Here is a 23,185-nt window from a genome sequence, read left to right as displayed (position 1 = left end):
CTCGTGTTTTCTGGCGCCACTATTTTGATGGCATCTTCAGAAACTTCTTACAGCAAGGGTTGTGCCGGGGTCAGCAGGGATAAGTGCCAAGGTTCAGCAATGGGTTTTCCTGTACTGGCCTCTTCGCGGGCTTGCCCGCTCCCACAGGTACTCCACATGTCTTGAGGCCTGTGGTGTACCTGTGGGAGCTGGCTTGCCGGCGATAGGGCCGGGACAGGCATACCCCACAAATGAAAACGCCGCAGCCCCTTTCAGGGCCACGGCGTCAGATCAGCCTGGAAGGCAGATCAGGCGAACGGATGACGCAGAACGATGGTCTCGTTGCGGTCCGGGCCGGTGGAGATGATGTCGATCGGCGCGCCGATCAGCGCTTCGATGCGCTTGATGTAGGCGCGAGCGTTGGCTGGCAGATCTTCCAGGGTTTTCACGCCCAGGGTCGACTCGCTCCAGCCTGGCATCTCTTCGTACACCGGCTCCAGGCCGATGTAGCTGTCGGCATCGGAAGGCGCGTCGATGACGGCACCGTTCTCGTTCTTGTAGCCAACGCAGATGTTGATGGTTTCCAGGCCATCCAGCACGTCCAGCTTGGTCAGGCAGATGCCCGAAATGCTGTTGACGTCGATGGCGCGGCGCAGGATCACGGCATCGAACCAGCCGCAACGGCGCGCACGGCCGGTGGTGGAGCCGAACTCATGGCCACGCTTGGCCAGGGTAGCGCCAGTCTCGTCGAACAGTTCGGTCGGGAACGGACCGGAACCTACGCGAGTGGTGTAGGCCTTGGTGATACCCAGGATGTAGTCCAGGTACATCGGGCCAACGCCAGAACCGGTGGAGATGCCGCCAGCGGTGGTGTTGGAGCTGGTGACGTACGGGTAGGTACCGTGGTCGATGTCCAGCAGCGAGCCCTGGGCACCTTCGAACATGATGTCCTTGCCAGCGCGACGCAGGTTGTGCAGCTCGGCGGTGACGTCGAGCATCATCGGCTTGAGCTGCTCGGCGTAGGCCATGCATTCGTCCAGGGTCTGCTGGAAGTCGATGGCCGGCTCTTTGTAGTAGTTCACCAGCTGGAAGTTGTGGTAGTCCAGCAGCTCACCCAGCTTGGCGGCGAAACGCTCGCGGTGGAACAGGTCGCCCACGCGCAGGCCGCGGCGTGCGACCTTGTCTTCGTAGGCTGGGCCGATACCACGGCCGGTGGTGCCGATCTTGGCTTCGCCACGGGCTTTTTCGCGGGCCTGGTCCAGGGCAACGTGGTACGACAGGATCAGCGGCGCAGCCGGGCTGATGCGCAGGCGCTCGCGCACCGGCACGCCCTTCTCTTCCAGCTTGGTGATTTCACGCATCAGGGCATCCGGGGCAACGACCACGCCGTTGCCGATCAGGCACTGTACGCCTTCACGCAGGATACCGGACGGAATCAGGTGCAGAACGGTCTTTTCACCGTTGATCACCAGGGTGTGACCCGCGTTGTGGCCACCCTGGTAGCGCACTACGGCGGCAGCATGTTCGGTCAGCAGATCGACGATCTTGCCTTTGCCCTCATCACCCCACTGGGTGCCCAGGACGACGACATTCTTACCCATTACATTGGTCCTCATTCACGCAAACTTGGTTGCCGGCCTACTGCCGGCGCAGAAACTCACTGGGCCAGCGGCAGAACCTGCCAGCGCCCGTCTTGCTGAATCAATTGCCGATCACAATCCGCCTCGAGAGCAGCACTCAACGGCTGGCCAGGCAGAGCCTGGACCACACGCTGGCCCTCGTTGCGCAACTGGCAGACTTGCTGCCAGAGGGCCGCGTCGCCACTGTCCGGCATCCAGATGCCGCCAGTTGGCAATACGACCTCCGCTCGCCCCAGTGTGACCAGGGTCTTCAAATCCGTGGAGAAACCGGTGGCCGGGCGAGCCCGGCCGAAGTCGGCGCCGATGTCGTCATAGCGCCCGCCCTGGGCGATCGATTGACCTTCGCCCGGCACGAACACGGCGAACACCACGCCAGTGTGATAGTGGTAACCGCGCAGCTCGCCGAGGTCGAAGTACAGCGGCAGGTCCGGGAAGCGCGACGCCAGGCGATCGGCGATCGCCAGCAGGTCGTCCAGCGCCGCCAGCACGCTGGCCGGGGCACGGCCCAGGCGCACGCGGGCTTCGGCCAGCACTTCGCGGCCACCGCACAGCTCGACCAGCGCGCGCAGCATGTTGCCCAGGTCCTTCGGCAGGTCGGCGGTCAGCACCTGAACTTCATCCACGGCCTTGCGCTGCAGGGCGTCGAACAGCTGCTGCTCGACCGCACCGGACAGGCCGGCAGCACGAGCCAGGCCTCGGTAGATACCGACGTGGCCGAGGTCCATGTGCACATCCGGCACATCGGTCAGTTGCAGCGTGGCGAGCATCAGGCTGATGACTTCGACATCGCTGGTGGGGCTGGCGTCGCCGTACAGCTCGGCACCCAGCTGGATCGGGCTGCGCGAGGTGGACAGGGCACGCGGCTGGGCGTGCAGCACGCTGCCGGCATAGCACAGGCGGCTCGGGCCTTCACGGCGCAGGGTGTGGGCGTCGATACGTGCCACCTGCGGGGTGAAGTCGGCGCGGAAGCCCATCAGGCGGCCGGACTGCGGGTCCACTACCTTGAAGGTGCGCTGATCCAGGTCCTGGCCGGCGCCGGTGAGCAGCGACTCCAGGTACTCGATATGCGGGGTGACGACCAGTTCGTAGCCCCAACTCTGGAACAGGTCCAACACCTGGCGGCGCGCGATCTCGATACGCGCAGCCTCAGGTGGCAGTACTTCCTCGATGCCATCTGGCAGCAGCCAGCGGTCTACCGTTGCCATTACGCCATTTCCCCTCTGGTCCGGGCGGCTTGCCAGCAGGCTAGCCGTCAGTAAAGCCGGTATCGCGCACAGCAGCGGGCAGCACTGATCCCAGCGCAGCCACCGTACCCGACACCCTCGAATTGCCTTGCGACCTGACCAAACCGTCAACTGGCGGTTTGCCAATCAACCTTGCAGACGCAAAAAAGCCGGGAAATTTCCCGGCTGCCTCATCATACACCCCTTTTCATTCAGGATGCACCCCGCCTGGTGTTTTAGCTGCCAGGCGGGGCGCCGCTGCATGAAAATCAGGGCCTGAGCATCACGGCCTGCTCTTGTCCAGGAAGCGGAAGAACTCGTTCTTCGGGTCCAGGACCAGCACGTCGCTCTTGCTCGAGAAGCTCTCGCGGTACGCCTGCAGGCTACGGTAGAACGCATAGAAATCAGCGTCCTGGGTGTAGGCCTTGGCGTAGATGGCGGCCGCCTGGGCGTCGCCGTCACCGCGGGTTTCCTCTGCTTCGCGATAGGCCTCAGCCAGCAATACGCGGCGCTGACGGTCGGCATCGGCACGGATACCTTCAGCCAGCTCGTTACCCTTGGCGCGGTGCTCGCGGGCTTCACGCTCACGCTCGGTGCTCATGCGGTCGAACACGCTGCGGTTGACTTCCTTCGGCAGGTCGATGGCCTTGACGCGCACGTCGACCACCTCGATACCCAGCTCCTTGGCGGCCATGCGGTTCAGCGAAGCAGTGATGTCAGCCATCAGCGCGTCACGTTCACCGGAAACCACTTCGTGCAGGGTACGTTTACCGAACTGGTCACGCAGGCCGCTTTCCAGACGACGCGACAGACGCTCGTCGGCGATCTGCTTCATGCCGGACGTGGCGGTGTAGAAGCGTTCGGCGTCCTTGACGCGCCACTTGGCGTAGGCGTCGACCATCACCGCTTTCTTCTCCAGGGTCAGGAACCGCTGGGTCGGGGCGTCGAGGGTCATCAGGCGGGCGTCGAACTTGCGCACCTGGTTCACGTACGGAATCTTCACGTGCATGCCCGGCTGGACATCCGCCTGGACCACCTTACCGAAGCGCAGCAGTACCGCACGTTCGGTCTGGGACACGATGTAGAAGCTGTTCCAGGCCACGATGGCCAGGACCACGGCGGCGATCAGGGCGATCAGCGATCTGTTGCTCATCAGCGGCTCTCCCTAGTGCGCAGCGGCTGCTGTTGCTGTTGCAGGTCCTGCGCCGCACGCGCGGCCGCATCGTTGACCGATGGCGACACGCTGGCGGTCGGCGCGGACGGGTTGCGGCTGCCTTCGACCATCTTGTCCAGCGGCAGGTAGAGCAGGTTGTTCTGCCCGTCCTTGGTCGCCACCATGACCTTGCTCGAATTGCTGTAGACCTCTTGCATGGTCTCCAGGTACAGACGCTGACGGGTCACGTCAGGTGCCTTGCGGTACTCGGCGACCAGCTTGGTGAAGCGGTCGGCCTCACCCTTGGCGCGGGCGATGACTTCGTCGCGGTAACCGTTGGCGTCCTCAATGATGCGCTGGGCCTGACCACGGGCTTCCGGCACCACGCCATTGGCGTAGGACTCGGCCTGGTTGCGGGCACGCTGCTCGTCTTCGCGGGCACGGATCACGTCGTCGAAGGCTTCCTGCACTTCACGCGGGGCTGCCGCGCTCTGCACGTTGACCTGGGTAACGCTGATACCGGTGCGGTAGGTGTCGAGGAAGCGCTGCAGGCGCTCGCGGATATCCACGGCCATCTGCTCGCGGCCTTCGGTCAGCACCTGGTCCATCGAGGTGGAACCCACCACGTGGCGCAAGGCACTGTCGGTCGCATGCTGCAGGCTGACCTCAGGCTGGTCGACGTTGAGCACGAAGTCCTGCAGGTTGCTGATCTTGTACTGGACGGTCAGCGGTACCTCGACGATGTTCTCGTCTTCGGTCAGCATCTGGCCCTGCTTGGTGTAGGCACGCTCGCGCGTGACGTTCTCCATGTACTTGCGATCGATCGGCGGGAAGTAGATGTTCAGGCCGGGACCGACCGTCTCATAGTACTTGCCGAAGCGCAGCACCACGGCCTGCTCCTGCTCGTCGACCACGTACACGGCGCTGTACAGCCAGATAGCAGCCAGCACCGCCAGGCCGATGCCCAGCAGGCCCAGGCCACCGCCCTTGCCGACATTGCGGTCACCGCCGCCACGTTTCTTGCCACTGCCGAACATGCCGTTCAGGCTGTCCTGCAATTTGCGGAAGGCCTCGTCCAGGTCCGGTGGACCTTTCTTGTCACCACCGCCGCCACCGCCATTCCGGCGACCGCCCCAGGGATCCTGATTGTTCGAGTTGCCACCCGGCTCGTTCCAAGCCATAGCGCTCTCCATCTGATAAAGCAAAGACGCGCCCACGGCGCGCCGTCCAATGCTACAGAATGCCTGTCACTGCTGCCCGGCGACCTCGACGAGCATTTATTGCAAAGTGTGTTGCTCGACAAACACTTGCGGCTCCATGCCTTCGCGGCTGACCAGGCGATTCAGTTCGACCATGGGCAGTCGCACGCTCAGCAGGCTGCGCCCTTCTTCATCATGCTCTTCACTCTGCACGGCACCCAGGGCAAAGAATTGCGCGCGCAAGCGGGCAAAACGCTGCTCCAGACACAGGGTACCGACAAACAGATCATCCCCCAGCAACTCGGCGATCGCCTGGCCGACCAGCTCCAGGCCACGCCCATCGCGTGCCGATACCCAGACCCGTTCCGGCTTGCCATCGGCATTGCGCTGGATCTGCGGCTCGACATCTTCGAGCAGGTCGAGTTTGTTATACACCTCGAGGATCGGCAACCCTTCGGCACCAATCTCGCCCAACACCGCCAATACCTGCTCGATCTGCTCCATGCGCTCCGGCTCATGGGCGTCGATCACATGCAGCAACAAGTCGGAGTTGCTCGACTCTTCGAGCGTAGCCCGAAATGCCTCGACCAGCTTGTGCGGCAGGTGGCGAATGAAGCCCACGGTGTCGGCCAGCACGATCGGCCCCAGGTCGTTCAGCTCGAGTCGGCGCAGGGTCGGGTCGAGTGTGGCGAACAGCTGGTCCGCGGCATACACCTCGGATTCGGTCAGGGCGTTGAACAGCGTGGACTTGCCGGCGTTGGTATAACCCACCAGCGATACCGACGGAATGTCCGCACGCTTGCGCCCACGGCGCGCCTGCTCGCGCTGGCTGCGCACCTTCTCCAGGCGTGACTTGATCTGGCGAATGCGCACCCGCAACAGGCGGCGGTCGGTTTCCAGCTGGGTTTCACCCGGGCCACGCAAGCCGATACCACCCTTCTGTCGCTCAAGGTGGGTCCAGCCGCGCACCAGCCGCGTGCTCATGTGCTCGAGCTGGGCCAGTTCGACCTGCAGCTTGCCTTCATGGGTACGCGCCCGTTGGGCGAAGATATCGAGGATCAGCCCGGTACGGTCGAGCACACGACACTCGAACACACGTTCGAGGTTGCGCTCCTGACTGGGCGTGAGGGTGTGATTGAAAATCACCAGGTCTACCTGTTCGGCATGGACCAGGTCGTGCAACTCTTCGACCTTGCCACTGCCAATCAGGTATTTGGCGGAAGGCTGATGCCTTGCCACCGTGACCAGCGAGACGATGTCGGCACCGGCCGACAATGCCAGCTCCTGGAACTCCTGCGGGTCTTCGCGCGCCTCAGGGTTCTGACCTTCCAAGTGAACGAGCAACGCCCGCTCACCACCACCGTGGCGCTCAAAGAACAATGCAGGCTCCTATCAGGCGTTGCCTGGCTCGCTGTCGCCGTGTTCGGAATCGGACGGGCTTGGCAGACGAACCGGACGGGCAGGAACCACGGTCGAGATGGCGTGCTTGTAGACCATCTGGCTGACGGTGTTCTTCAGCAGTACCACGAACTGGTCGAAGGACTCGATCGAACCCTGCAGTTTGATGCCGTTGACCAGGTAGATGGATACCGGGACCTTTTCTTTTCTCAAGGTGTTCAAGTAAGGGTCTTGTAGCGAATGCCCTTTTGACATATGCCGCACTCCTGTAAGGATAAATAATAGAAAATCAAGAAAATCGATAAATTAGGCCGCCCCTTCGCAAGAATAGACGGCAATCAGCAGGGACTCAGCTCAATATGGAGATGGCCCCAAGGTATTTCAAGGTGCGGGACAGATTGTCGCAGGCCAGGCTGTCAAGCCAGTGTACTTCGGGCCAGCCACGCAACCAGGTGAACTGCCGCTTGGCCAGCTGCCTGGTGGCAATGATACCGCGTTCACGCATCTCATTCTCAGTCAGCTTGCCGTCCAGGTAATCCCAGACCTGCCGATACCCCACTGCCCGTATAGACGGCAGCCCGGCGTGCAAGTCACTTCTGGCTCGCAGCGATCGGACCTCGTCGACGAAGCCCTGTTCCAGCATCTGTGAAAATCGTAACGCAATTCGCTGATGCAAAATGTGACGATCTGTAGGAGCAATCGCCAAACTCGCGACAGTATAGGGCAAATGTCCGCCAGCGCCTGCGTCTGCGCCGCGACTTTCCGCGAATTGACGCTGTCGATGTGCCGTCATGCTCTCGCCGCTCACCCGGTACACCTCCAACGCCCGGATCAACCGCTGCGGGTCGTTGGGGTGGATACGCGCCGCCGACTCAGGGTCAACCTCGGCCAACTGGCGGTGCAACTCGGCCAGGCCCAGCGCCTCGGCCTGGGCTTCCAGTTCGGCACGCACCGCGGCATCGGCCGCCGGCATGTCGGCCAGGCCATCGATCAACGCCTTGTAATAGAGCATGGTGCCGCCCACCAGCAGCGGGATCTTGCCGCGCGCGGTGATCTCGGCCATGGCCTCCAGGGCATCGGCACGGAACTGCGCAGCCGAATAGCTCTCGGCCGGGTCGCGAATATCGATCAGCCGGTGCGGGTGAGCGGCAAGGATTTCTTTCGACGGCTTGGCCGAACCGATGTCCATGCCGCGGTAGACCAGCGCCGAATCGACGCTGATCAGCTCGCACGGCAGTACTTTGGTCAGCTCGATGGCCAGGTCGGTCTTGCCGGCCGCCGTCGGGCCCATCAGGAATATTGCAGGGGGCTTGCCGCTCATTTCATCGACCGCGCAGGAAGAGTTTGTCCAGGTCGTCCAGGCCCATCTGGGTCCAGGTGGGGCGACCATGGTTGCACTGGCCGCTGCGCTCGGTGTTTTCCATGTCACGCAGCAGGGCGTTCATCTCGGGGATCGCCAGGCGCCGGTTGGCGCGCACGGCGCCGTGGCAGGCCATGGTGCCGAGCAGCTCGTTGAGGTGCGCCTGGATACGGTCGCTGGTGCCGTATTCCATCAGGTCGGCGAGTACATCCTGCACCAGTCGGTTGGCCTCAGCCTGCTTGAGCAAAGCCGGGATCTGGCGGATGGCCAGGGTCTCGGGGCCCAGCCGCTGCAGTTCGAAGCCCAGCCGCTGGAACCACTGCGCGTGCTCTTCGGCGCAGTCTGCTTCGCGCTGGCTCAAGGCAAGGGTCTCGGGCACCAGCAGCGGCTGGCCGCTGAGGCCTTCGCTGGCCATGGCTACCTTCAGGCGCTCGTACATGATGCGCTCATGGGCCGCATGCATGTCTACCAGCACCAGGCCGATGGCGTTCTCGGCCAGGATATAGATGCCCTTGAGCTGCGCCAGCGCGTAGCCCAGCGGAGGAATGTCACCCTGGCTTTCGGGCAACGCCGTCGGCGCCGCGCCTTCATCCAGCGGTTTGTAAAACTCGCGATAAACCGCCTGTGCCTCGGCGGCTGGCAGCGGCTGCGAGGGGCGCGGGGTGTACTGGTACTGGTAACCCGCGCCACTGCCGCCACTGGAAAACGACTGCTGCGGGGCTCGCGGCTGCTCGAGCACCGGCGAGGCCAGGCGCATTTCGCCCTGAGGGCCGAACTCACCGGCCTGCTGGCCCGTGGGGCGGACCACTTCGGGCACGGCAGCAGGCGCCGCCAACTGGTCTTCCGGGCGTACATCGGCCAGGGCGCGATGCAGGGTGCCATACAGGAAGTCGTGCACCGAGCGCCCCTCGCGGAAACGCACTTCGTGCTTGGTCGGGTGCACGTTGACGTCGACGCCGTTGGGCTCCAGCTCCAGGAACAGCACGAAGGTCGGGTGCCGACCATTGAACAGCACGTCGCGGTAGGCCTGGCGCACGGCGTGGGCGACCAGCTTGTCGCGCACGGCACGGCCGTTGACGAAGAAATACTGCAGGTCTGCCTGGCTGCGCGAGAAGGTCGGCAGGCCGACCCAGCCCCACAGGCGCAGGCCATTGCGTTCCACATCGATCGGCAGCGCCTGCTCCATGAAGCCTGGGCCGCAGATGGCGCCCACCCGCCGCGCACGGGCGGTTTCATCGTGGGCCTCGTGCAGGCTGAGGATGCTCTTGCCGTTGTGGCGCAGGTGGAAGCCGACATCGAAGCGCGCCAGCGCCAGGCGCCGTATCACTTCCTGCAGGTGATCGAATTCGGTTTTCTCGGCCTTGAGGAACTTGCGCCGGGCCGGGGTATTGAAGAACAGGTCGCGCACTTCCACCGAAGTACCCACCGGGTGCGCCGCCGGTTGCACCCGCGGGGTCATGTCGCGGCCTTCGGTTTCCACCTGCCAGGCCTCGGTAGCGCTGGCGGTACGCGAGGTCAGGGTCAGCCGCGCCACCGAGCTGATCGAGGCCAGGGCCTCACCACGGAAGCCCAGGCTCAATACCCCTTCCAGGTCTTCCAGCTCGCGGATCTTGCTGGTGGCGTGACGGGCCAGGGCCAGCGGCAGGTCGTCGGCGGAAATGCCGCTGCCATCGTCACGCACCCGCAGCAGCTTGACGCCGCCCTGCTCCACTTCCACGTCGATACGCCGCGCGCCGGAGTCCAGGCTGTTCTCCAGCAACTCCTTGGCGACAGAGGCCGGCCGCTCGACAACCTCACCGGCGGCAATCTGGTTGGCCAGCCGCGGGCTGAGCAGCTGGATGCGCGAACCGCCACTCATTGCGAGGCCAACGTGGTAGCGGGGATATCGAGGCGCTGGCCGACCTTCAGCTCATCGGTCTTGAGGCTGTTGGTGCTGCGCAGGCTGATCACGCTGACCTGGTAGCGCACGGCAAGCATCGCCAGGGTCTCGCCAGGGCGTACCGTGTGCTCACGCGGGCCAGCGGCGATCTTGCCGGTGTCGCGCAGCCAGGCGATGTAGGTGCCAGGCGGCGGGTTCTGCTGGAAGTACTGGCGCACACCGGTGTGGATCGAACGGGCCAGGGCCTGCTGATGGCTGGCGGTGGCCAGCTTGGCGGCTTCGTTGTTGTTCGAGATGAACCCGGTTTCAACGAGGATCGACGGAATATCCGGCGACTTCAGCACCATGAAGCCGGCCTGTTCCACCCGCTGCTTGTGAAGCGAGGTAATGCGGCCCATGTTGCCCAGCACCTTCTGCCCCACATTGAGGCTGGAGCTGAGCGTGGCGGTCATCGACAGGTCGAGCAGCACGCCGGCCAGCATGCGGTCCTTGTCGTCGAGGCTGACGTTACCGGCACCACCGATCAGGTCGGAACGGTTTTCCGTGTCGGCCAGCCAGCGCGCGGTCTCGGAGGTAGCGCCGCGGTCGGACAGGGCGAACACCGAGGCGCCAAAGGCGGCGCGGGACGGCGCGGCGTCGGCGTGGATCGAGATGAACAGGTCGGCGCCCTTCTTGCGGGCGATTTCCGTGCGCTTGCGCAGCGGGATGAAGTAGTCGCCGGTACGGGTCAGCTCGGCCCGGAAGCCTTTTTCGCTGTTGATCTGGCGCTGCAGTTCCTTGGCGATCTGCAGCACGATGTCTTTTTCATGCTGGCCACGCGAGCCGGACGCACCCGGGTCTTCGCCGCCGTGACCGGCGTCGATGGCAACCACGATGTCACGCTTGCCGTTGGGAACCGGCGGCAGCTTGATGGCAGGCTGGGCCGGGGTCACCGGCACTGCCGGCGTGGTTGCAGGCGTTGGTGCCGGAGTCGGGGCCGGCGCCGGCGCGCTGGCCGCAATGGCGTCAGCCTCCTGGTCGTACAGGTCGACCACCAGGCGGTTGCCGTACTGGGCGTTGGGCGCCAGGGTGAAGCTTTTTGGGGTGACCGACTTTTTCAGGTCGACCACCACGCGCAGGTCGGTCGGGGTGCGCTGAGCCGAACGCACGCTGCTGATCGGCGTATTGGAGGTAGCCACGTTCAGTGGCGCGGCCAAGGTCGCGCCATTGATGTCGATAACCAGGCGATCAGGTGCGCTCAGGGTGAAGACGCTGTGCTGCACGGGGCCAGACAGGTCGAAGACCAGCCGCGTGTTGTCCGGCGCGCGCCACAGGCGCATGCTCTTGACTTGAGTGACGGCCAGAGCGTCAACGGTCACCGTTGTCAGCAGCAGCCCAACGATGGCGACCAGTGCGCGTATGCGCATACCTACCCCACTTACTGTTTATAGTGTTCGGCCAGTGCCACGCACCAGGCCTCGCCGCGAGCCCCCTGCGGCGAAAGGATCAGCGAGCGTCCGCCCGCTTGGGGGCTTATGGTAATGGTCAGGTCGGGCTTTGGCAAAACGCCCGCACCCTTTTGTGGCCACTCGAACAGGCACAGCGGGTCGCCCTCGAAATAGTCACGAATACCCATGAACTCCAGCTCTTCCGGATCGACCAGGCGATACAGGTCGAAATGGAACGCCCGCACCTCACCGATCTCGTAAGGTTCGACCACGGTGAAGGTCGGGCTTTTCACCGCACCAGTATGGCCCAGGCCACGAATCAGGCCACGCGACAGCGTGGTTTTGCCCGCGCCCAGGTCACCTTCCAGAAAAATCACGCCGTGACCGCCGGTCACCCCGGCAAGTTGTGCGCCGAATTCGACCGTGGCCGCTTCATCGGCCAGAAACAGGTTTAAGCCAGACACGCAGAATGCTCCTCCAACAACTCACGAATGACCGGCGCCAGATCGCTGGCAGCCAGGCCTCTACCTTTAACGCCCAGACGCTCGCCGGCACAGGCGTGCAGCCATACCCCCAGCCCCGCGGCATGCCAGGCATCCAGGCCCTGGGCCAGCAGCGCCGCCAATACACCGGTCAGCACATCGCCCAGGCCGGCACCGGCCATGGCCGGGTGGCCACGTTCGCACAGCAGCAGCTGCCCGGCTGGGTCGGCCACCAGAGTGCCGGCCCCCTTGAGCACGCAGACGCTGTTGTAACGGCGCGCCAGCTTGCGTGCGGCGCCCGCGCGGTCCGCCTGTACAGCCTCGGTGGAAATGCCCAGCAGCCGCGCCGCCTCCCCGGGGTGCGGGGTAAGGATGCTGCCACTGGGCAGGGCCAGCGGGGTGCGCGCCAGCAAGTTCAGGGCATCGGCGTCCCACACCTGCGGGCGTTCGGCATTGGCCACCGCCGACAGCAGGCTGCGACCCCAGGCTGCCTGGCCCAGACCAGGGCCGACCACCAGCACCGAAGCGCGCTCCAGCACGCCCATCAGTTGGTTGGCTGAAGTGACGCCCAGGCACATGACCTCCGGCAGGCGCGCCAGGCTGGCAGTCACGTGTTCGGGCCGGGTCGCCACACTGACCAGCCCCGCGCCACAGCGCAGGGCGGCTTCGGCACTGAGCAGCACAGCGCCTCCGGTACCAAGGTCGCCACCGACCACCAGTACATGGCCGAAGTCGCCTTTGTGGGCATGCGCATGACGTGCCGGCAGGTGCGCGACAGTCACACTGCTGAGCAATTGAGGGGTATGGCTGGGGTGTTTGGTCTGCGGCATGGGGTCAAAGGCTCCAATGTCTGGCAGAATTATACGCACCTGAGCCCGTATTGCCTTGCCCATCCATGTCCGTCTGTACGCCTGACCTCACCCAACTGGCCCAATCGATCAAGATTTGGGGCCAAGAACTCGGTTTTGCCCATGTTGGCATCGCCGGGGTAGACCTTGGCGAACACGAACACCACCTGCAGCGCTGGCTCGACGCCGGCTACCAGGGCGAGATGGATTACCTGGGTGCCCACGGCAGCAAGCGTGCACACCCAGAGCAATTGATCCCTGGCACGGTACGCGTGGTATCGCTGCGCATGGACTACCTGCCCGGCGACACACAGATGGCGCAGCGCCTGGCGCAGCCCGAAAAAGCCTACGTATCGCGCTACGCCCTGGGCCGGGATTACCACAAGCTGGTGCGCAAGCGCGTGCAGTTCCTGGCCGATCGCATTCAGGAAGCCATCGGCCCGTTCGGCTACCGCGCCTTCGTCGACAGCGCTCCGGTGCTGGAAAAGGCCCTGGCCGAGCAGGCCGGGCTGGGCTGGATCGGCAAGAACACCCTGCTGCTCAACCGCAAGGCGGGCAGTTATTTCTTCCTCGCCGAGCTATTCGTCGACCTGCCGCTGCCGGTGGACGAAGCCACCACCAGCGAACATTGCGGGCGCTGCCAGGCCTGCCTGGACATCTGCCCGACCCAGGCCTTCGTCGGGCCGTATGTGCTGGATGCACGGCGCTGCATCTCCTACCTGACCATCGAACTGCGGGGGCCGATCCCCGTCGAGTTGCGTTCGAAGATGGGCAACCGGGTGTTCGGTTGCGATGACTGCCAGATCGTCTGCCCGTGGAACCGCTTTGCCAGGCACAGCCAGGAACAGGACTTCCAGCCACGGCACGGGCTGGAGAATGCCGAGCTGGCGGAAATGTTCCTGTGGGATGAAAGGACCTTCCTGCGCAAGACCGAAGGCGGGCCATTGCGCCGGGCCGGGTATGAGCGCTGGTTGCGCAACCTGGCGGTGGGGCTTGGCAATGCGCCATCGACGATCCCGGTGATCGAAGCGCTGAAGGCGCGGCGCGAGGATGCCTCGGAGCTGGTGAGGGAGCATGTGGAGTGGGCGCTGGCGCAGCACGGCATTTCGTAGCCACACCCCCTGTGGGAGCGGGTTTACCCGCGAAGAAGCCACCGCGGTGGATGGCACGGGCTGCGCCCGTGTTCGCGGGTGAACCCGCTCCCACAGGGGTCGCATGTCAAGGCTACTGCTGGTCGTTGTAGTGGAACTTGGGCATTTCCCAATGGAACCGAATCGCCAGCAACCGCACCAGGAACCCGCCAAACAAGGTCAGCAGCATCGCCTGCTCCGCCGGCACCTTGAAATACACGCAGCCCAGATAGAACCACGCCGCGGCAAACGACACGCTGGCGTACAGCTCGCGGCGGAACACCAGGGGAATGTCGTTGCAGAAGATATCCCGCAAGATCCCGCCAAATACCCCGGTGATCACCCCGCTGATCGACGCCACGAGCATGCCCTGCCCCATCTCCAGTGCGGTCATGCAACCGATCAGTGTAAAGGCCACCAGCCCCAGGGCATCGAGCACCAGGAACAGCGAGCGCAGGCGGCGCATCATTGGCGCGATGAAGATGGTCAGCAGCGCCGCACAACTGGTCAGCACCAGGTACTCCGGGTGCTTCACCCAGGTCAGCGGGTAATGCCCGAGCAGCACGTCACGCACCGAGCCGCCACCCAGGGCGGTGACGCAGGCAATCAGCACCACGCCGAACCAGTCCATGCCGCGGCGGCCAGCAGACAACGCGCCGGTCATGGCTTCGGCGGTGATGGCGATGAGGTAGAGCATCAACAACATGGTGCGGGGTCCGTGCGGGCGTGCGAGAAAGGCGCGCAGTCTAACCAGTTGCCCATGGCACCAAAAGAGGGCGCAGATACAATATCTGCGCCTTTTCGGCTCACACCTTGATGAAGTGCTCGCGATAGTGGCGCAGTTCGGCGATGGATTCGCGGATGTCGTCCAGCGCCAGGTGGGTGTTGCCCTTCTTGAAGCTGTCACGCACATCAGGCGCCCAGCGTGCAGCCAGCTCTTTCAGGGTCGAGACATCCAGGTTGCGGTAGTGGAAGTAGTTTTCCAGGTTGCGCATGTGCCGGTAGAGGAAGCGGCGGTCCTGGCAGATGCTGTTGCCGCAGATCGGCGACTTGCCTTTCGGTACCCACTGCTCGAGGAAGGCAATGGTCTGCGCCTCGGCTGCGGCCATGTCGACCTTGCTCTCGCGTACGCGCTGGGTCAGGCCCGAAGCGCCATGGGTGCGGGTGTTCCACTCGTCCATGCGCGCCAGCACTTCGTCACTGTGGTGGATGGCGATCACCGGCCCTTCGGCCAGGGTGTTCAGTTCGCTGTCGGTGACGATGGTGGCCATCTCGATGATGACGTCGCTGTCCGGATCCAGGCCGGTCATTTCCAGGTCGATCCAGATCAGGTTCTGTGGGTTTTGCATGCGGGGGCTCCTCGTATAGGCCGTCATAGTAGCGTAGTGGCCAAGGCACGCCCATTCACGGCGCGACGGTAAGCCAAATGGTCCGGCGCCTGGCGTGCTAAACTGCCTGCCGTTTTCAACCTGCCCCCACGCACGGAATCTTCATGGCCAAACGCCAGCTCAATCGCCGCCAGAACTGGCGCATCGAAAAAATCCAGAACGAGCGCGCCGCGCGTGCGGCCAAACGCGAACAGCACGTGCTGCAGGAACTGGAGGGTGGCGACCTGGGGCCGGAACAGCTGGGCCTGGTGATTGCGCACTTCGGTGTGCAGGTAGAAGTGGAAGCCCAGGACGGCGAAGCCGCGGGCCAGGTATTCCGCTGCCACTTGCGCGCCAACCTGCCGGCGCTGGTTACCGGCGACCGCGTGGTATGGCGCTCGGGCAACCAGGGCATTGGCGTGATCGTCGCGCAGATGCCGCGCAGTACCGAGCTGTGCCGGCCGAACAACCACGGCCAGCTGAAGCCGGTGGCGGCCAACGTCGACCTGATCGTGATCGTCTTCGCCCCCGCGCCCGAACCGCACCCCAACCTCATCGACCGTTATCTGGTGGCGGCGGAGCACGCCGGCATTCGCCCGCTGCTGCTGCTGAACAAGGCCGACCTGATCAACGACGAGAACGGCCCGGGCCTGCATGCGCTGCTGGAGGTTTACCGCGAGCTGGGCTACCCGCTGCTGGAGGTCTCGGCCCACCACGGTGACGGCATGCAACGCCTGCAGCAGATGCTCGACGGCCACATCAGCGTGTTCGTCGGCCAGTCGGGGGTGGGCAAGTCGTCGTTGGTCAACAGCCTGCTGCCGGACGCCGGCACCCGTGTCGGCGACCTGTCGGAGTGGTCTGGCCAGGGCACCCACACCACCACCACCGCGCGGTTGTACCACTTCCCCAATGGTGGCGACCTGATCGACTCGCCGGGCATCCGCGAGTTCGGCCTGGGTCACGTCAGCCGCAGCGATGTGGAGGATGGTTTCATCGAGTTCCGCGACCTGTTCGGCACCTGCCGCTTCCGCGACTGCAAGCATGATCGCGAACCGGGCTGTGCGCTGCTCAAGGCGCTGGACGAGGGGCGTATCAAGCAGCAACGGATGAACAGCTACCGCTCGATCATTGCCAGTTTGCCGGAAGACGCTTACTGACCGCTTGCGCCACAGGTTCTGCGCCGGTTTCAGCTACGGCGCGATCCTGTGGGAGCGGCCTTGCGTCGCGAAAGGGGCGCGCAGCGGCCCCAGATATCAGCATTAATGCAAATATTGCCGGGGCCGCGTTGCGGCCCTTTCGCGACACAAGGCCGCTCCCACAAGGGACCGCGCAAGACGAAAAAGGGTTTACTGGTCCTTGGCCTCATCCATCTTCAGCGTCCCCTCTTCGAAGATGTTCAGCTTCTGGCGCAGTTCACGCGGCTGCATGGGGGCCTGCCCGGCCTCCCCTGGCGCCGCCGGTGCCGCCGCGGCCGGCGGTGCAGGCTCGGCAGCCGGTGCTTCCGGCGCGCCCTGCTCGCCTTCGATATTGCGCTGGGCCTTTTTGGTCAGCACGATGATGTCGATGCGGCGGTTGACCGGGTTGAACGGGTCCTTGCGATCGAACAGCGACGACGAGGCATAACCCACCACCCGCGCCACCTGGTCATCCGGGTAGCCGCCGGCCACGAGTGCACGGCGCGCGGCGTTGGCGCGGTTGGCCGACAGTTCCCAGTTGCCGAACTCGCCACTACCGGCATAAGGCTTGGCGTCGGTGTGGCCACTGATGCTGATCTTGTTCGGCACCGCCTTGATGGTGTCGGCCATGGCCAGCAGGATGTCCTCGAAGTACGGCTGCAGGCGCGCGCTGCCAATGTCGAACATCGGCCGGTTCTCGGCGTCCATGATCTGGATGCGCAGGCCGTCCTGGGTGATCTCGAACAGGATCTGGTCCTTGAACTTCTGCAGCTGCGGGTTCTCTTCCACCTTGTTCTGCAGTTCCTGCAGCAGCAACTCCAGGCGCTCACGCTCGACCTGCTCGGCCATGGTCTCCACCTGGTCCTTGTCCAGCTGGATGCTGGTATCAGGCGTCGGCTCCGACTTGGCTTCGGGGTTGATGGTCTTTTCCGGCGCCAGCTGAGGCGAGCCGCCCAGGTCGATGACGTAGGGCGTTCCGCTTTCCGAGAAGCCGATCGGGTCCTTGAAGTAGCCGGCAATGGCGATCTTCTGTTCCGGTGTGGCCGTGGACAACAGCCACAGCACCAGGAAGAACGCCATCATCGCCGTGGCGAAGTCGGCGAAGGCGATTTTCCAGGCGCCGCCGTGATGGCCGCCGCCAAAGCGCTTGACGCGCTTGACGATGATGGGCTGATTGTTCTCCATGACTCAGCGACCGCGAACCGCTTGTTCCAGTTCGGCGAAGCTTGGGCGGTGCTTGGGGTACAGCACCTTGCGCCCGAACTCGACCGCCAGCGAAGGCGGCATGCCCGAGGCCGAGGCCACCAGCGAAGCCTTGATCGATTCGTAGAGGTTCAGCTCTTCCTTGGCATCGTGCTCCAGGCACTTGGCCAATGGGCCGAAGAAGCCGTAGGCCGCCAGAATACCGAAGAAGGTACCCACCAGTGCCGCACCCACATGGAGGCCGATGGAGGCCTGGTCACCGTCGCCGAGCGAGGCCATGGTCACCACGATACCCAGTACCGCCGCAACGATACCGAAGCCGGGCATGCCGTCGGCGATGCCGGTCACCGCATGGGACGGGTGCTCCAGTTCTTCCTTCATGCTCAGCAGTTCCATGTCGAACAGGCCCTCGAGCTCGTGCGGGGCCATGTTGCCGGTGGACATGATGCGCAGGTAGTCGCAGACGAACGCGGTCATGCGTTCATCGGCCAGCACCGTCGGGTACTTGGCGAAGATCGGGCTGGCGGCGGCATCCTCGATATCGGCCTCGATGGCCATCATGCCTTCGCGCCGGCTCTTGTTGAGGATCTCGTACACCAGGCCCAGCACTTCCAGGTAGAAGGCATGAGTGAAGCGCGAGCCGAACATCTTCATCGACTTCTTGATGACGTGCATGGTCATGTGGCCAGGGTTGGCCTGCAGGAATGCACCAAAGGCCGCACCGCCGATGATCAGTACTTCGAACGGCTGGATCAGCGCCGCGATCTTGCCGTGGGAAAGCACGTATCCGCCGAGCACGCTCGCGAATACGACGATGATGCCGATAATTTTAGCCATAGGTTCAAAGCACTTGCTGTCGTGGTCAGGGGAAGAGACGGGAGCTTTAAAACTCTTCTTCTACTTATCGGCAGAACTGCGCCAGACTATAGCCACTCAATGCGAAAAGCCAGTTCGGACTGATGTCAAAATGCCAATTGAAACCAAGGTGCCCGCTCAGGCTCCACGTACGCTAGAGGCCTGGGTAAAGCTGCTCGAGAGTGTTCGCATCCCCGTGCCGAAGCACAGCTACGACCGGGTCATGGCCGCCATCCACGATAGCCGCCGCTCGCTGCGCGATATCGCCGAACTGATGCAGGATAGCCCGGCACTGGTGCTGTCGGTGATGCGCGAAGCCAATCACCCCACCAATGCCAGCCTGGCAGAGCCCGCCGAAAGCCTGGAAGTCGCCCTCAACCGCCTGGGCCTGGAGCGCAGCGAACAGCTGCTCAAACGCCTGCCAGCTGTGCCCGTCGAAGAGATCCCGCCGGTACTGTGCCAGTTCCAGCTGATCAGCCAGCACGCCTCGCAGCAGGCCAGCGGCCTGTTCGCCAGCCGCCTGGCACGGCTGTGGCAGGAAATCCACTGGGGCAGCCTGTTGTTCCTGTCGCCACTCTGGCCGCTGGCGCTGGCCTACCCCAAGCTGCTCGATACCTGGGAGCTGCGGGTTATCCACAAGGGCGAAGACGCCGCCCATGTCGAGGAAGAACTGTTTGGCGTGCGCATCATGGAGCTTTGCCAGACCATGGCGGAGTACTGGCGCCTGCCACAATGGGTGACCCAGGGTTACCGCCTGTTGCTGGAAGAACGCGAACAACTGGCTCAAGTGCTCAGTATCGCCCGCGACCCGGACCTGCTCAGCCAGCAACACCGTCTGGACGCCGAGCCTGGCCTGCGCCGCTGGTTCAACCAGCCGGCCAACACCGTGCTGCTGGCCAACAACCTGGCCCTGGCGGCACAGGTGGGCTGGGACAACCCACACCTGCTGCGCTGGCAGCTGTTGACCGCACTGTACCTGCAGACCTCGCTGGAAGACGTGCAGCAGCAGGTGCACCAGCAGGCTGCGGCCAGCGCCCGCCGCCATGCCCAGCATGCCCTGTTCCACCCGGCCGAAGCGCTGATCTGGCCCTGGCACCAGCGCCGCCCGCACCCAGACATGCTGGCTCCGCCACCGCCCACCAGCGACGAACTGGCGCGCTGGCGCAAGCTGTGCCAGGACCTTCTGGCCCAGCCCAGCCCGTTCACCAACAGCGTGCACCTGGCCACGCAGGTTATCGAGGCCCTTCTGGCCTCTGGCATGCAGCGGATCCTGCTGCTGAGCCTGGACAAGGCCAAAGACGAGCTGCGCGTGCAGCAGATGGCCGGCCTGCCCAAGGAAGCCGGGGCGCTGGTGCTGCCGGTGGCGCAGAACAAACTGCTGCAAAAGCTGCTGGCCAAGGCCGGGCAATTGCGTATCACCCCGGAAAACCACAGCCAGTTCTCGGCCCTGCTGCCGGCCCCGCTGCGTGCCTTGTTCCGCAGCGAGCACGTGCTGCTGCGCTCGCTGGCGGTGGCGGACCAGGTGCTGATGCTGATGGTGGCTGACCAGGGCTGCCGGCCGCTGGCCGATATCAGCGTGCAAGCCTTCGGCAAGACCGCACAGTGCACCGAACGGGCGCTGTCGGTGTTTGCCAACCGCAAGGCCTGAGCCTTGCGCTACAATCGCCCCTCTTTCCACACTGGAGACCGTGGATGACTGACTTTTCCGGCCTGCCCCTGGTGATCGAAGCCGCGGACCTGCTGCCGCGCCTGGATTCGCCACAGCTGATCCTGGTCGACCTGAGCAGCGCCAACCGCTATGTCAGCGGGCATATCCCCGGCGCACGCTTTGTCGAAGGCAAGCGTACCCAGCTCGGCCAGCCCCCCGCGCCCGGCCTGCTGCCGGCCCTGGGCGAGCTGGAAAAACTGTTCAGCGAACTCGGCCACCGCGACGATGCCGTGTATGTGGTGTATGACGATGAGGGCGGCGGCTGGGCCGGGCGCTTCATCTGGCTGCTCGACGTGATCGGCCACAAGCGTTACCACTACCTCAATGGCGGCATCCAGGCCTGGCCCGCCGACAAGCTCTCCACAGAAGTGCCCGCCAGCGGCAACACGCCGGTGCGCCTGCGCATCGACAGTTCGCCCACCGCTACCCGCGAGTACCTGCAAAGCCGCCTGGGCGCCGACGACCTGGTCATCTGGGACGCCCGTGGCCCGCAGGAATTCAGCGGCGAGAAAGTGCTGGCAGCCAAGGGCGGCCACATCCCCGGCGCGATCAACTTCGAGTGGACCGCCGGCATGGACCTCAACGACCACCTGCGCATCCGCCAGGACATCGCCGAAGTCCTGCAGAAGCTGGGTATCACCCCCGACAAGGAAGTGATCACCCACTGCCAGACCCACCGCCGCTCCGGTTTCACCTACCTGGTGGCCAAGGCCCTCGGCTACCCGCGCGTCAAGGCCTACGCCGGCTCGTGGAGCGAATGGGGCAACCACCCGGACACGCCTGTAGAAGTCTAAGGAACCTGCATGAAATCCCGTTTGTTCATCATCAGCCAGTACCTGCTGCCGCACCACCTGCTGTCGCGGCTGGCCGGCTGCATCGCCGAGTGCCGCGTGCGCTGGTTCAAGAACGCCTTCACCGCCTGGTTCGCCAAGCGTTACCAGGTCAACATGAGCGAAGCGCTGGTCGAGGACCTGAGCGCCTACGAGCACTTCAATGCATTCTTCACCCGCGCCCTGAAGCCGGGTGCCCGCCCGCTGGACGAGACCCCGGGCGCCATCCTGTGCCCGGCCGACGGTGCCGTCAGCCAGCTTGGCCCGATCGAGCACGGCCGCATCTTCCAGGCCAAGGGCCACGGTTTCAGCGCGCAGGAGCTGCTGGGCGGTGACCCGGCCATGGCCGCGCCGTTCATGGGCGGCGAGTTCGCCACCATCTACCTGTCGCCCAAGGATTACCACCGCGTGCACATGCCGCTGGCCGGTACCCTGCGTGAAATGGTCTACGTGCCGGGCCGCCTGTTCTCGGTCAACCAGACCACCGCAGAGAACGTCCCCGAGCTGTTCGCCCGCAACGAGCGCGTGGTCTGCCTGTTCGATACCGAGCGCGGGCCGATGGCCGTGGTGCTGGTTGGCGCGATGATCGTCGCTTCGATCGAAACTGTGTGGGCCGGGCTGGTGACGCCACCCAAGCGTGAACTGAAGACCTTCCGCTACGACGAAGCCAGCCGCGCGCCGATCCACCTGGAGAAAGGCGCCGAACTGGGCCGTTTCAAGCTGGGGTCGACTGCTATCGTGCTGTTCGGGCCGGAGCAGGTGAAGTGGGCGGAGAACCTGGGTGCTGGTTCCGCGGTGCGCATGGGCCAGCAGTTGGCGGTGCCTGTGCAGGCTTGATTCGAGCAGTATGAAAAGGCCCTGCACTGCAGGGCCTTTTTATTGGGGCCGCTGTGCGGCCCTTCGCGGGCACGCCCGCTCCCACAGGGTAAGCGCGGCTCTCTCTGTGGGAGCGGGCGTGCCCGCGAAGGGCTGCGAAGCAGCCCCAAACTTGCAAATCAGCCGCGCGCGTCGCGGTCCCGCAGGCCCAGCAGATACAACACCCCATCCAGCCCCAGGGTAGAAATCGCCTGCTTGGCCGACTGGCGCACCAGCGGCTTGGCGCGGAACGCCACGCCCAGGCCGGCCAGCGACAGCATCGGCAGGTCGTTGGCACCATCACCCACGGCAATGGTCTGCTCCAGCTGCAAGCCTTCTTCGCTGGCCAGCTTCTGCAGCAGCTCTGCCTTGCGCTGGGCATCGACGATCGGCTCCACAGCCACGCCGGTAACCTTGCCATCAACCACTTCCAGCTCGTTGGCGAACACATAGTCGATGCCCAGGCGCGCCTGCACCTGGCGGGCAAAGTAAGTGAAGCCACCGGACAGGATCGCCGTCTTGTAACCCAGGCGCTTGAGCTCGGCAAACAGGTTCTCGGCACCCTCGGTCAGGCGCAGCGACGCACCGATCTCGTCCAGCACGCCCACATCCAGGCCCTTGAGCAGCGCCATGCGCTCCTTGAAGCTAGCGCGGAAGTCCAGCTCGCCACGCATGGCACGCTCGGTGATCGCGGCCACCTGCTCACCTACGCCAGCGGCCTTGGCCAGTTCGTCGATGACTTCGGCTTCGATCAGCGTCGAGTCCATGTCGAACACCGCCAGGCGGCGGTTGCGGCGGAACAGGTCGTCCTTCTGGAAGGCGATGTCGATGCTCAGCTCTTCAGCCAAGGCGAAGAAGTCGGCACGCAGCGCCTGGGCATCGCTCGGCACGCCGCGTACGGAAATCTCGATGGCCGCCTTGCCCTTGTCGGTCTCGGCATCCAGCGCCACACGGGCCGACAGGCGCTCGATGCGCTCGATGGTCAGGCCGTACTGGCTGATCACCGCACTCACCCGCTGCAGCTGCTCGGGGGTGATCTTGCGGCTGAGCAAGGTGACGATGTGGCGCGCCTCGCCGTGGCCATCGGCCCAGTGCTGGTAGTCCGCCTCGGAAATCGGCGTGTAGCGGGCCTGCAGGTTCAGTTCGTGGGCCTTGGCCTGCACGCTCTGCAGCAGGGAGGTGGCCACTTCGTTGTCCGGGATATCGACCAGGATGCCGAACGACAAGGTACCGTGCATGACTGCCAGGCCAATGTCGAGGATGCTCACACCGCCCTGCAGCAGGACGCCGGTGATAGCCGCAGTGAGACCGGGACGGTCCTCACCGGTGATGTTGATCAGGACGATTTCGCGCACAACCTGGCTCCGACTTCGATGAAAAATGCGCATTCTACCGATTTTCCGTGACCGTCGGGCGCCAACGATACTTTGCCGACAAAACCCGGCTCGCTATACTGCCCCACACTTTCATGCCA

The 23,185-nt window shown here is 64.4% G+C and carries 21 protein-coding genes; 5 read left to right on the top strand and 16 right to left on the bottom strand.

Annotated elements, in window-relative coordinates:
* Nucleotides 1–287 precede the first annotated feature (287 nt).
* The 11 genes from CAG00_RS03935 to CAG00_RS03885 all read right to left on the bottom strand — a co-directional run bounded on the left by CAG00_RS03935 (nucleotide 288) and on the right by CAG00_RS03885 (nucleotide 12,570).
* The gene (locus CAG00_RS03935) at nucleotides 288–1,580 is read right to left on the bottom strand and encodes an adenylosuccinate synthase (protein ID WP_061550605.1); all 1,293 of its coding nucleotides are present in this window, start codon (nucleotides 1,578–1,580) and stop codon (nucleotides 288–290) included.
* A gap of 56 nt (nucleotides 1,581–1,636) precedes the next feature.
* The gene (locus CAG00_RS03930) at nucleotides 1,637–2,824 is read right to left on the bottom strand and encodes an ATP phosphoribosyltransferase regulatory subunit (protein ID WP_013974431.1); all 1,188 of its coding nucleotides are present in this window, start codon (nucleotides 2,822–2,824) and stop codon (nucleotides 1,637–1,639) included.
* Nucleotides 2,825–3,125: 301 nt separating this feature from the next.
* Nucleotides 3,126–3,995 (bottom strand): protease modulator HflC, encoded by an 870-nt coding sequence (gene hflC / locus CAG00_RS03925; protein ID WP_013974432.1) that lies wholly within the window; start codon nucleotides 3,993–3,995, stop codon nucleotides 3,126–3,128.
* Complete coding sequence (gene hflK / locus CAG00_RS03920; RefSeq protein ID WP_025340824.1) at nucleotides 3,995–5,176, bottom strand: FtsH protease activity modulator HflK; 1,182 nt, start codon at nucleotides 5,174–5,176, stop codon at nucleotides 3,995–3,997. Before hflK ends, hflC begins: the two co-directional genes overlap by 1 nt.
* Nucleotides 5,177–5,272: 96 nt before the next feature.
* Nucleotides 5,273–6,574, bottom strand: coding sequence for a ribosome rescue GTPase HflX (hflX, locus tag CAG00_RS03915; RefSeq protein WP_015272005.1), 1,302 nt, complete (start codon nucleotides 6,572–6,574; stop codon nucleotides 5,273–5,275).
* Nucleotides 6,575–6,586: 12 nt separating this feature from the next.
* On the bottom strand, nucleotides 6,587–6,847 hold the full coding sequence (gene hfq / locus CAG00_RS03910) for an RNA chaperone Hfq (RefSeq protein ID WP_003258160.1): 261 nt from the start codon (nucleotides 6,845–6,847) through the stop codon (nucleotides 6,587–6,589).
* A gap of 94 nt (nucleotides 6,848–6,941) precedes the next feature.
* Nucleotides 6,942–7,913 (bottom strand): tRNA (adenosine(37)-N6)-dimethylallyltransferase MiaA, encoded by a 972-nt coding sequence (gene miaA, locus CAG00_RS03905; protein ID WP_013974436.1) that lies wholly within the window; start codon nucleotides 7,911–7,913, stop codon nucleotides 6,942–6,944.
* Between the two features lies 1 nt (nucleotide 7,914).
* On the bottom strand, nucleotides 7,915–9,810 hold the full coding sequence (gene mutL, locus CAG00_RS03900) for a DNA mismatch repair endonuclease MutL (RefSeq protein WP_025340825.1): 1,896 nt from the start codon (nucleotides 9,808–9,810) through the stop codon (nucleotides 7,915–7,917).
* A complete protein-coding gene (locus CAG00_RS03895) occupies nucleotides 9,807–11,237 on the bottom strand; it encodes an N-acetylmuramoyl-L-alanine amidase (RefSeq protein WP_085663541.1) in 1,431 nt (476 codons plus the stop codon). Before CAG00_RS03895 ends, mutL begins: the two co-directional genes overlap by 4 nt.
* Nucleotides 11,238–11,248: 11 nt before the next feature.
* Entirely contained in the window at nucleotides 11,249–11,722 is a 474-nt protein-coding gene (gene tsaE, locus CAG00_RS03890) for a tRNA (adenosine(37)-N6)-threonylcarbamoyltransferase complex ATPase subunit type 1 TsaE (RefSeq protein ID WP_025340827.1), read from the bottom strand.
* The gene (locus CAG00_RS03885) at nucleotides 11,710–12,570 is read right to left on the bottom strand and encodes an NAD(P)H-hydrate dehydratase (RefSeq protein ID WP_085663540.1); all 861 of its coding nucleotides are present in this window, start codon (nucleotides 12,568–12,570) and stop codon (nucleotides 11,710–11,712) included. The genes tsaE and CAG00_RS03885 overlap by 13 nt, the downstream gene beginning before the upstream one ends.
* A gap of 65 nt (nucleotides 12,571–12,635) precedes the next feature.
* Here CAG00_RS03885 and queG point away from each other — a divergent pair, with 65 nt between their 5' ends.
* On the top strand, nucleotides 12,636–13,700 hold the full coding sequence (gene queG, locus CAG00_RS03880; protein WP_085663539.1) for a tRNA epoxyqueuosine(34) reductase QueG: 1,065 nt from the start codon (nucleotides 12,636–12,638) through the stop codon (nucleotides 13,698–13,700).
* A gap of 112 nt (nucleotides 13,701–13,812) precedes the next feature.
* Here the strand turns inward: queG and CAG00_RS03875 are convergent, their stop codons facing one another.
* Complete coding sequence (locus CAG00_RS03875; RefSeq protein WP_013974442.1) at nucleotides 13,813–14,424, bottom strand: trimeric intracellular cation channel family protein; 612 nt, start codon at nucleotides 14,422–14,424, stop codon at nucleotides 13,813–13,815.
* Between the two features lie 100 nt (nucleotides 14,425–14,524).
* On the bottom strand, nucleotides 14,525–15,067 hold the full coding sequence (gene orn / locus CAG00_RS03870; protein WP_025340831.1) for an oligoribonuclease: 543 nt from the start codon (nucleotides 15,065–15,067) through the stop codon (nucleotides 14,525–14,527).
* A 143-nt stretch (nucleotides 15,068–15,210) separates the two neighbouring features.
* Here orn and rsgA point away from each other — a divergent pair, with 143 nt between their 5' ends.
* Complete coding sequence (rsgA, locus tag CAG00_RS03865) at nucleotides 15,211–16,242, top strand: small ribosomal subunit biogenesis GTPase RsgA (protein ID WP_025340832.1); 1,032 nt, start codon at nucleotides 15,211–15,213, stop codon at nucleotides 16,240–16,242.
* Between the two features lie 189 nt (nucleotides 16,243–16,431).
* Here the strand turns inward: rsgA and motB are convergent, their stop codons facing one another.
* Complete coding sequence (motB, locus tag CAG00_RS03860) at nucleotides 16,432–17,445, bottom strand: flagellar motor protein MotB (RefSeq protein ID WP_085587910.1); 1,014 nt, start codon at nucleotides 17,443–17,445, stop codon at nucleotides 16,432–16,434.
* A gap of 3 nt (nucleotides 17,446–17,448) precedes the next feature.
* Nucleotides 17,449–18,300 carry a flagellar motor stator protein MotA gene (motA, locus tag CAG00_RS03855; RefSeq protein ID WP_015272014.1) on the bottom strand — a complete coding sequence of 284 codons (852 nt, stop codon included), beginning with the start codon at nucleotides 18,298–18,300 and terminating at the stop codon, nucleotides 17,449–17,451.
* Between the two features lie 130 nt (nucleotides 18,301–18,430).
* Between motA and CAG00_RS03850 the strand changes: the two genes are divergently transcribed.
* From CAG00_RS03850 to asd, 3 genes are read left to right on the top strand one after another with little or no spacing between them, the layout of a single operon-like run.
* Complete coding sequence (locus tag CAG00_RS03850) at nucleotides 18,431–19,966, top strand: HDOD domain-containing protein (protein WP_085663538.1); 1,536 nt, start codon at nucleotides 18,431–18,433, stop codon at nucleotides 19,964–19,966.
* A gap of 44 nt (nucleotides 19,967–20,010) precedes the next feature.
* Complete coding sequence (locus CAG00_RS28995) at nucleotides 20,011–20,820, top strand: rhodanese-like domain-containing protein (protein ID WP_085663537.1); 810 nt, start codon at nucleotides 20,011–20,013, stop codon at nucleotides 20,818–20,820.
* Nucleotides 20,821–20,829: 9 nt separating this feature from the next.
* Nucleotides 20,830–21,693 carry an archaetidylserine decarboxylase gene (gene asd / locus CAG00_RS28990; RefSeq protein ID WP_085587903.1) on the top strand — a complete coding sequence of 288 codons (864 nt, stop codon included), beginning with the start codon at nucleotides 20,830–20,832 and terminating at the stop codon, nucleotides 21,691–21,693.
* 158 nt (nucleotides 21,694–21,851) lie between these two features.
* Here asd and serB read toward each other — a convergent pair whose 3' ends face one another.
* Entirely contained in the window at nucleotides 21,852–23,066 is a 1,215-nt protein-coding gene (serB, locus tag CAG00_RS03835; RefSeq protein ID WP_025340836.1) for a phosphoserine phosphatase SerB, read from the bottom strand.
* Between the last annotated feature and the right edge of the window lie 119 nt (nucleotides 23,067–23,185).

This window comes from Pseudomonas sp. B5(2017) (assembly GCF_002112825.1).
Lineage (GTDB): Bacteria > Pseudomonadota > Gammaproteobacteria > Pseudomonadales > Pseudomonadaceae > Aquipseudomonas > Aquipseudomonas putida_Z.
Note: the sequence above shows the minus strand (reverse complement) of the source record. Positions and strands in the feature narration are given on the sequence as shown.